At 63.5% G+C, this 8,751-nt stretch carries 9 protein-coding genes; 4 read left to right on the top strand and 5 right to left on the bottom strand.

The features are described from left to right. Positions 1-116: 116 nt before the first annotated feature. The 4 genes from ACMGE0_RS32370 (at position 117) to ACMGE0_RS32355 (ending at position 3,397) form a co-directional block, all read left to right on the top strand. Positions 117-608 (top strand): chemotaxis protein CheW, encoded by a 492-nt coding sequence (locus ACMGE0_RS32370; RefSeq protein WP_436819972.1) that lies wholly within the window; start codon positions 117-119, stop codon positions 606-608. Between the two features lie 20 nt (positions 609-628). Beyond that, complete coding sequence (locus tag ACMGE0_RS32365) at positions 629-1,486, top strand: CheR family methyltransferase (protein WP_436819970.1); 858 nt, start codon at positions 629-631, stop codon at positions 1,484-1,486. Between the two features lie 6 nt (positions 1,487-1,492). Then, complete coding sequence (locus ACMGE0_RS32360) at positions 1,493-2,575, top strand: protein-glutamate methylesterase/protein-glutamine glutaminase (protein WP_436819969.1); 1,083 nt, start codon at positions 1,493-1,495, stop codon at positions 2,573-2,575. Between the two features lie 117 nt (positions 2,576-2,692). Next, entirely contained in the window at positions 2,693-3,397 is a 705-nt protein-coding gene (locus ACMGE0_RS32355; protein WP_436819968.1) for an AAA family ATPase, read from the top strand. A 3-nt stretch (positions 3,398-3,400) separates the two neighbouring features. Here the strand turns inward: ACMGE0_RS32355 and ACMGE0_RS32350 are convergent, their stop codons facing one another. The 5 genes from ACMGE0_RS32350 to ACMGE0_RS32330 form a co-directional block, all read right to left on the bottom strand. Further along, a complete protein-coding gene (locus tag ACMGE0_RS32350; RefSeq protein ID WP_436819967.1) occupies positions 3,401-4,441 on the bottom strand; it encodes an NAD(P)-dependent alcohol dehydrogenase in 1,041 nt (346 codons plus the stop codon). A 160-nt stretch (positions 4,442-4,601) separates the two neighbouring features. Beyond that, positions 4,602-5,042, bottom strand: coding sequence for an aconitase X swivel domain-containing protein (locus ACMGE0_RS32345; RefSeq protein ID WP_436819966.1), 441 nt, complete (start codon positions 5,040-5,042; stop codon positions 4,602-4,604). Continuing rightward, positions 5,042-6,313: an aconitase X gene (locus tag ACMGE0_RS32340; protein ID WP_436819965.1), complete on the bottom strand. Its 1,272-nt coding sequence runs from the start codon at positions 6,311-6,313 to the stop codon at positions 5,042-5,044. The genes ACMGE0_RS32345 and ACMGE0_RS32340 overlap by 1 nt, the downstream gene beginning before the upstream one ends. Positions 6,314-6,323: 10 nt before the next feature. Then, the gene (locus ACMGE0_RS32335) at positions 6,324-7,661 is read right to left on the bottom strand and encodes an FAD-dependent oxidoreductase (protein ID WP_436819964.1); all 1,338 of its coding nucleotides are present in this window, start codon (positions 7,659-7,661) and stop codon (positions 6,324-6,326) included. Positions 7,662-7,807: 146 nt separating this feature from the next. Next, positions 7,808-8,716 carry a LysR family transcriptional regulator gene (locus tag ACMGE0_RS32330; RefSeq protein WP_436819963.1) on the bottom strand — a complete coding sequence of 303 codons (909 nt, stop codon included), beginning with the start codon at positions 8,714-8,716 and terminating at the stop codon, positions 7,808-7,810. Positions 8,717-8,751 lie beyond the last annotated feature (35 nt).

The following is an 8,751-nucleotide window of genomic DNA, read 5'->3' as shown; positions in this document are numbered from 1 at the left end:
CGCCCGGCGAGCGACCAGTCCGTCGCCGCCCAGCAGGCCCGCGCCAAGGGCTTCGCCCTCGACATGTCCATGGGCGGACCGGACTCAGACGATCAAAACTTCAAGGAGAGCGCATGATGGCGACCACGTCCTCCGAATCCCAATTCGTAACCTTCAGTCTCGGTGAGGAAATCTTCGCCGTCCCCGTCGAGGTGGTCCGCGAGATCCTGGACCATGAGGAGCCCTTCAAGATTCCGCACGGTCCGGATTATCTCCTGGGGCTGCGGGATGTCCGCGGCCAGGGGGTGCCGGTGATCGATCTGAGGCTGCGGCTCGGCTTGAGCCGTACCGTCAAGACGCCGCATACGCGCATCCTGGTGCTGGACGTGCCGGTCGCGGACCGGGTCCTGGTGCTGGGGCTCGTCGCCGACAGGGTCTATGAAGTGGTCCCCTTCCGCGACGACCAGATCGAAACGGCGCCGGATATCGGCATACGCTGGCGGTCGGACTATATCGCCGGCGTCGTGCGGCGGAACGGCGGCTTCGTGGTCATCGTCGATCTCGCCCGGCTCTTCTCGGATTCAGGCACGGCCCTGGCCGAAATGGGTCCGCGAGCGGAAGTAGCGTAATACCTTCGGGAGAATGACGGGTGAATGCAGCAGCCAGAAGTCAGCCGCTGGATGATCGGCTGAGCAAGAAGAGTTTCGATCTTCTTGCGAAATACATCTACGACTACAGCGGCATCAAGATGCCGATCACGAAAGTGACGATGCTCGAAGGGCGTCTGCGCCGGCGTCTCCGGGCCACCGGCCTTCCGACCTTCGACAGCTATTGCGACTATCTGTTCAAACACGGCGGCATCGAAGCGGAAGCCATCCATCTCATCGATGCCGTCACCACCAACAAGACGGACTTCTTCCGCGAGCCGAAGCATTTCGACTATATGATGCAGCATGCCCTGCCGGATATCGTCAGGCGCTACGGCGAGCGGCGCATTCGCACCTGGAGCTCCGCCTGCTCGACGGGCGCGGAGCCCTACACCATGGCCATGGTGCTTTCGGAGTTCCTGTCCTCAACCATGCCGGAACGGGATTTCTTCGTCCTCGCCACGGACCTTTCCACGGATGTACTCGATAAAGCCCAGCGGGGGATCTATTCCCCGGAACTGCTGCAGCCCGTGCCGGCGGAGATGATGCAGAAATACGTCCTGCAGCCGATCGACAAAGGGCGTCAGGAAATGCGCATCGCCGCGAAGCTGAGGTCGCACGTGGGGTTCGCCCGCCTGAACCTGATGGACGCTTCCTACCCGATCGGCGACCGGATGCACATCATCTTCTGCCGCAACGTGCTGATCTATTTCGACAAGGCGACGCAACAGCATGTGCTGAACCGTCTTTGCGATTGCCTGCTTCCCGGCGGCTATCTCTTCATCGGCCATTCCGAGACAGTGGCAGGTTTCGACCTGCCGGTCCGGCAGGTCGCGAACACCATCTTCAAGCGGACATGAGGTGCCATGGGCGGCAAAATCCGTGTTCTGATCATCGATGACTCTGCAAGCGTCCGCCAGACCCTGACAGCCATCCTGTCGGCGGATCCCGATATCGACGTGATGGGCGCTGCGAGCGACCCCTTCATGGCGGCGCGGAAAATCCGCGACGAAGTGCCCGATGTCATCACCCTCGACGTGGAGATGCCGCAGATGGACGGCATCACCTTCCTGCGAAAGCTGATGGCGCAGCACCCCATTCCGGTCGTGATGTGCTCTTCGCTGACCGAAAGCGGGTCGGAAACGCTGATGCAGGCGCTGGAGGCGGGCGCCGTCGACATCATCCTGAAACCGAAGATCGGTGCGGCCGATCACCTCGCCGAATCCGCCGACCGCATCCGTACCGTGGTGAAGGGTGCCGCCCGGGCGCGCGTTGCCAAGTTGCGCAGATCCCGCATGGCGGAAGGAAGCACGACGGCCAAGCTGACCGCGGACGCGGTGCTGCCGCCGCCGAAAATCGGCGCAATGGCGAAGACGACAGAAATGGTCGTCTGCGTCGGCGCTTCCACCGGCGGGACGGAGGCGCTCCGCGAGCTTCTCGAAGCGCTGCCGGCCAATTCACCGGGCATCGTCATCGTCCAGCACATGCCGGAGAAATTCACGGCCGCCTTCGCCAAGCGGCTCAACGGGCTCTGCGAGGTCGAGGTCAAGGAAGCGGCCGACGGCGATCCCGTGCTGCGCGGCCATGTGCTGATCGCCCCCGGCGACCGGCACATGCTGCTCGAACGGCGCGGCGCGCGCTACGAAGTGTCGATCCGCAGCGGCCCGCTCGTCAGCCGGCATCGCCCGTCGGTCGACGTGCTGTTCCGTTCGGCCGCGCGATCGGCCGGCGCCAACGCGATGGGCGTCATCATGACCGGCATGGGCGACGACGGGGCGCGCGGCATGAACGAGATGCATCAGGCGGGTGCCTACACGGTAGCGCAGGACGAGGCGACGTCGGTCGTCTTCGGCATGCCGAAGGAAGCGATCGCCCATGGCGGTGTCGATAAGACCGTGCCGCTCGACCAGATCGCCCGGGAAATCCTCGCCGCAGACCGCCGCCGGTGAGAAAACTGGCATAGCGATCTTCACACCTCGTTAACCATGTTTGGCAAGAATGGCGCTGCGCATCATGAGGGTGTTGTGAGAGAGCGATTTCCGCTCGCAGCCGAACAGGGACCCGAGATGCCAGTCATTACCTTTGCCAACACCAAGGGCGGAGCAGGCAAGACCACCGCCGTGCTTCTCCTCGCGACCGAACTCGTTGAGCAAGGCTACCGCGTCACCATCCTGGACGCCGATCCGCAATACTGGATTTCCCGCTGGCACCAGCTCTCGCCGCCGAACGACAGGCTCAACGTCATCTCCCACGTGACGCAGGCTTCGATCGAGCGCCATATTTCCGAAAACCGGCACAAGACCGATTATTTCGTGCTCGACCTGCCGGGCGCCCAAAGCCCGCTGCTCGCCAAGGCGATCGGCCTTTCCGACCATGTTCTGATCCCGATCCAGGGCTGTGCCATGGATGCGCAAGGCGGCGCCAACGTGCTGGAATTGCTGCGCTATCTCGGAGAGAAGGCAAACCTGCACGTGCCGCATTCCGTCGTACTGACCCGCGTCAACTCGATGGTCACGACGCGGGCCCTGCTGACGGTCAAGATGCTGCTTGCCGAGCGCAATGTCGACGTGCTCGACACGCCCATCATCGAACGCGCCGCCTTCCGCGACATTTTCGATCTCGGCGGCACGCTCTACACGATGGACGAGAGCCGGATCAGCAATCTCGACAAGGCCCGGCAGAACGCCCGGCTCTTCGCGCTGGAAATGCTCCGCCGCGTGCCGCTCCGCAAGCCGGCTTCGCTTTCGAACCGCTTCGTCCGCGCCGCCTGACCGTTACTCCTTCACCCTGATCTGCAGCTTGACGTCCGAGGGATGTCCGGCTGCGGCCCGCTCGAAGGCCTTAATCGAATCCCTGAACCCGAACGTGCCGGTGATCAGCGGCTTCAGGTCCACCTTTCCCGAAGCGATCAGTTCCAGCGCCCGGTCGAAGATATTGGCGTAGCGGAAAACCGTCTCGATGCGCACTTCCTTGGAGATCGCTCCCGCGACGTCGAATGCGACCGGCTCGACCGGCAGGCCGACAAGAACGAAGGCGCCGCCCGGCCGAACCAGGTCGAACATGCTCTTGAAGGCTTTCGGGCTGCCGCTCGCCTCGAAGACGACATCCGCGCCCCAGCCGCCGGTCTTCTCGGCAATCACCTCCGCAAACGGCCGTTCGGTGACGTTGACCGGGACGATGCCCGGATACTGGCCGGCGATCTTCAGCTTGTCGGCGCTCAGGTCCGAGATGAAAACGCGGGCACAGCCGCCGGCAAGGGCTGCCAACGCCACCATGATGCCGATCGGACCGGCACCGATCACCGCGCCGACATCGCCCGGCTGGATGTGGGCGCGGGTCGCCGCCTGCATGCCGATCGCGAAGGGCTCGACCATGGCCCCTTCGGCAAAGGAGACATTGTCCGGCAGCCTGTAGGTGAAGGCTGCCGGATGGACGACATAGGGCGTCAGCACGCCGTGGATCGGCGGCGTCGCCCAGAAACGGACATCCGGATCGACATTGTAGAGCCCGAGCTTGGAAGCCCGCGACGAGAGGTTCGGCACGCCCGGCTCCATGCAGACGCGGTCGCCGATTTTCAGGTCCTTCACGCCGGTGCCCACTTCGACCACCGTTCCGGCCGCCTCATGGCCCAGCACCATGGGTTCGCGCAGGACATAAGGGCCGATCGCGCCATGGGTGTAATAGTGCACGTCGCTGCCGCAGACGCCGACCGTATCGATTTCGATCCTCACATCGCCGGGGCCGACCTCCATAGGAAGATCGATCTCCCGCAACGAGAGGACGCCTTTTTTCTCGAGCACCAGGGCCTGCTGCATGGGATGTTTCCTTTTGAATATTCCTTCCATGGATTGACCGAGCTTCCGGGCAAGATCAAGACGCTCCCCAGTCGTATCGACAAACACGAACAACCTCATTGGCGTCCGCCAAAGGATTTCGCGGATTGTGCCAAGGACGCCGCGGCGCGTGGAGATGAGGTCAGGCGAATTTCTTCTTGGTCACAGTCACCGTGCCGGCATCGACCACGACCCAGTCACCGGTTTCGATCACCGACAACGGATCCTGGTCCAGCTCGGTGATCGCCGGCACGCGGGTGACGACGGCACCGAGCGCGATCTTGGTCGTCATCCGCGTAAAAATCATCGCCTGCGGCTGGACGCCGTTCAATCGCGTCATGTGGAAATAGGCGGACCAGCCGGACGAACCCTTCGCGCCGGGAAAGACCAGGATTTTTCCCGCGAAGGAAACCCCGCGCAACTCGTGCCGGCGCTCGATCACCGCGCCGGTGCGTTCGTTGATGCCGCCCCAGCCGGAAATCGTCTCGGTCGTCACCAGCGCCTCGCCTTCGGCGCGGCCGGCCACGACCTTGCGGCCCTTGAGCACGATGGTTTCGGGTTTTGCTTCCGTTGCGATATCCATCAGGCCCTCCCGCTCCATGTTCCGGTCAGCGCGGCGTCGACGCAATCGCGGACCGAGCCGAACCAGCCCTGCACGCCGGTGATCGCCGGCAGGTAATGCGCCTGCTTGGCGGAGTCGGTGGCGATGACGCGGGTTCCCTGCGGCAGGCGCCTCGAAATGGCGGGACAGGTATCGCTCATGACGACGCCGCCGGCTTGCCGGATGACGTCGAGATAGCCGTTGCGCTCAGCAACCTGCTTGATGGCACGCGGCGTATGCACCCAGAGCTGCACGTCCGAGTGGATTTTCTTGTCTTCCAGCATGTGGGCGATCAGTGCCACCTGGTCGATGGAATTATGCGGACAGCCCAACATGATGAAATCGACCTTTTTCTCGGTCGCGCTCTGCAGCTTCTCATAGGCCTCGCGCCGCTCGGCCGCCCCGTAGCGGAACGCGCCGCTGACGTCGCGGCCGCCAAAGGCCTCCTCGATCGTGTCCGCTTCCGGAGTGATACCCGGAATATGGTACATCTCGACGCCGCCCGACGAAGCGGCGGCCGCGCCGAAATGCTTGAGCTTCACGAGGTCCGGCTGGTGGCTCGTGCCCTTCAGCACCGGAATGTCCTCGCCGATCACCTCGCCGATGTAATAGCCGAGCAGACCCCAATCCATCATGTCGTCGACTTCGATATCGAGTTCGACCAGATGGGTGCCGCGGCGGTTTTCGGTGATGTGGAACCCCCAATAGGGAATGCGGCCGGTGAGCGCCGCCGCACCCGTGCTTTCCTTGCCCTCGACATTGGTGCGGGCGCCGAGCACGGAATTGCAGTAAATGACGGCCGACGATTCCATCCAGGCGCAGTGTTCGCCCTTCACCGGCACGTTGCCCACCTGATAGGGCGTGCAGGTGGCGAACATGTTGACGCCGCGCCGGCCAAGGAATTTTTCGTTCTCCCGCTGCATGTCGACCAGCGACTTGTCGACGCCCTGCAGCTCCCAGTTGTCGTTGTCGATGCCGGTGATGAGCTGGCAGGTATGCGCCACCATATGCGGCACTTCCACCACCTCGTCGCTGTCGAGGTTCAGCTCGGAATAGACGTGCTCCATGCCCTTCTGGGCTATCGGCTGTACCGAAGGGGTCGAAGCGTTGAAGGCGCCCGCGACATTGTTCGTCTCGACCAGCCGTTCGGCGCCGAGCGCCTCGCCATATCGCACGAGCAGGTCCATGGCACGCGCCTTGGCGCGGCCGTGCTCGCCGTCATACATGGCCTTCTCATAGTCCGTCAGCTTCATCGCGTCCTCCTCACGATGCGGCGCGCATCTCTTCATCCGTCCAGCGATAGTGCTTCTTTTCGACGTTGTCGGAAACCCGTTCCCGCAAGGCCGCAAGGTCGATCTGGTGCACGCTGCCGGTGCCGGCAAGGTCGAGCGCATTGGCGGCAGCCATGCCCATGGCGATGCAGGGGCCCATGACGCGGACGCTGGAAAGGGCAGCCGAATCCGCATCGATGCAACGGCCGGCGGCAGCGACATTGTCGCATTCGTCCGGGGTCAGGCTACCGAGCGGGATATAATGGGCATGATCCTCATCGAAGGTGATCCAGTGGTGGCCGTCGCCATGGTCGTGCAGCTCGATCGGCCAGGCGGTGCGGGCGACCGCGTCATCGAACCTGGTGCCGGCCCTGATCTCATCGACCGTCAGGTGGTGGCTGCCGGCGATCCAGCGGGTCTGGCGGATGCCCGGCAGGCCGAAAGAGCGGATGCGGGCATTGCCGAAGCATTCCGGGAATTCGTCCTTCAGGAACTGAACCGCGCGAGACGCCTGCTCCTTGCCTTCGAGCGCCTTCTTCGAGGCCTCGACCGGATCGAGCGGAGTTTCCACATGGGTCATGTTCATGGCGGCGATGCCGCGGCCGGGAATGGTGAAACCCAGCCCCTCGCGGCGCAGCAGACCATAGCTTGCAGCCTTTTCCTTCATGCGGTCGGCGATCTCGTAGCGGGTCGGCTGCTTCGCCTCGTCGATGTTTTCCAGCACCACCATCTGGGTGCCGAACACACCGCCCTTCTCCGGCTGGCGGCAGGCAAACCCGGCCTGCCAGACGAGCGCCGCGTCGCCGCTCGCCTCGACCCAGCCGGTCGCCTCGATCGAGACGCCGCCGTAGCGGGTCATGAAATCCGTCTGGACGACGCGGCGGCCTTCCACATGCACGTCGAGAATGGTGGCGCCGAGCACGACTTCGATGCCGGCTTCGAGCACGCTCTGCTCCATCCAGCGGCCAAGGACGACTTCGTCATAATAGACGACGGTCGTGTTCGGTCCGTGACGGTAATAAATCGACTGGTCCTGGGATTCGAGATGGGCGAGCAGTCTGTCGGCGACGCCGTAGGTGAACTGGTAGCCGTGCGTGCCGTTGGAGAATAGGCCGCAAAAGGTGGCGATGATCGAGTTGACTGCCTGGCCACCAAGCGCCGCCTGGCCGTCGACGATCACGACCTTCTTGCCGAGGCGGGCCGCTTCGAGTGCCGCGGAAATGCCGGCAATGCCGGCGCCGACGACGCAGATATCCGCCCTCAGCTTGCGGAACGGCGCGTCTTTCTCGCGCCGCACGATCCGCGTTTCCCTGCTCAGCGTTTCCGCCATGAACTGCCTCCCTACGAATACCTGCGCCCTTCGACGCTCTCCGCAGGAAGAATATCCTAAGCGGCCGCTCCAAAAACCCGGCGAGTGATGCGATCAGCTTTCGTATTTCGAGAAAGCTGGAGGCGGCATCGCAGTCCTTTTCCGCCTCAGAACGCGGGAATGACCTGATCAGGAATGCCTTCCGCAAAGCGTTTCTGCACGTAGGATATGAATTCCGCCACCACGTTCTTGTTCATCTTGATGCGGGGCACGGAAGCCTTCACCCAGAGTGGCTCGACCGGGAATTCTGGCATCACCTCCTCCAATGCGCCGCTTTCAAGGTCCGCCTGCGCCAGGAAGCGCGGCAGGATGGCAAGCCCCAGGCCCTGGCGCGCGGCCGCGAGCAGGATGCGGCTGTCATTGGCCGTGAAGTTCGAGGTGATCTCCACGTTCAACGCGCTCGTCTCCATCTGGAAGGTCCAGGTGGTACCGACCGTGTGGAAGGTGATGCATTCGTGGCCGACGAGTTCGGTCGGCGTCTTCGGCCGCTTGCGGCTTTCCAGATAGCTCGGCGCTGCGCAAAGCAGGCGGGGATAGGGACAGAGCGGATGGTCGATCACGTAAGCGTAGGATTGCGGCAGCGCGCCCACGGCCACGTCGAAGCCCTCTTCCAGCGGGTTGACCGAGCGGTCGATCAGCACGAGCTCGATCTTGACCCGGGGGTTCTCGGCCTGGAAGGCCGCGCAGACATCGCCGAAGAACATGGAGGCCAGCGTCGTCGGCGCCTTGATGCGCAGCGAACCCGTCAGGCCCAGTTCGTGGGTGCTGGGCCTGGCCAGCGTGTCCTCGATCTCGCCGACCAGGAGCTGCAGGCGTGGCCGCAACTGCTCGCCATCCACCGTCAACGCCAGCCGCCGCGTGGTGCGCACGAAAAGCTGCGTGTTGAGATGTTCTTCCAGCCGCTTGACGCGCTTGGTGATGACGGAGGTCGCAACCCCTAGATCACGGCCCGCGGCGGAAAAACTGCCGGCGCGGGCGGTCGCCAAGAATGCGCCGATATCGAGAAGTATGTTCACTGTCTTTCTCGTTTCGAGAACAAATGGGACCCGAC

Source organism: Neorhizobium descurainiae, from assembly GCF_051400715.1.
Lineage (GTDB): Bacteria > Pseudomonadota > Alphaproteobacteria > Rhizobiales > Rhizobiaceae > Neorhizobium.
The sequence above is the reverse complement of the archived record's forward strand: the minus strand, read 5'-3'. Positions and strand labels throughout refer to the sequence as shown.

Coding starts and splice junctions, on each gene's coding strand:
- ACMGE0_RS32370 (WP_436819972.1), top strand. CDS start 117: ATGGCGACCACGTCCTCCGAATCCCAATTCGTAACCTTCAGTCTCGGT.
- ACMGE0_RS32360 (WP_436819969.1), top strand. CDS start 1,493: ATGGGCGGCAAAATCCGTGTTCTGATCATCGATGACTCTGCAAGCGTC.
- ACMGE0_RS32355 (WP_436819968.1), top strand. CDS start 2,693: ATGCCAGTCATTACCTTTGCCAACACCAAGGGCGGAGCAGGCAAGACC.
- ACMGE0_RS32350 (WP_436819967.1), bottom strand. CDS start 4,441: ATGCAGCAGGCCCTGGTGCTCGAGAAAAAAGGCGTCCTCTCGTTGCGG.
- ACMGE0_RS32345 (WP_436819966.1), bottom strand. CDS start 5,042: ATGGATATCGCAACGGAAGCAAAACCCGAAACCATCGTGCTCAAGGGC.
- ACMGE0_RS32340 (WP_436819965.1), bottom strand. CDS start 6,313: ATGAAGCTGACGGACTATGAGAAGGCCATGTATGACGGCGAGCACGGC.
- ACMGE0_RS32335 (WP_436819964.1), bottom strand. CDS start 7,661: ATGGCGGAAACGCTGAGCAGGGAAACGCGGATCGTGCGGCGCGAGAAA.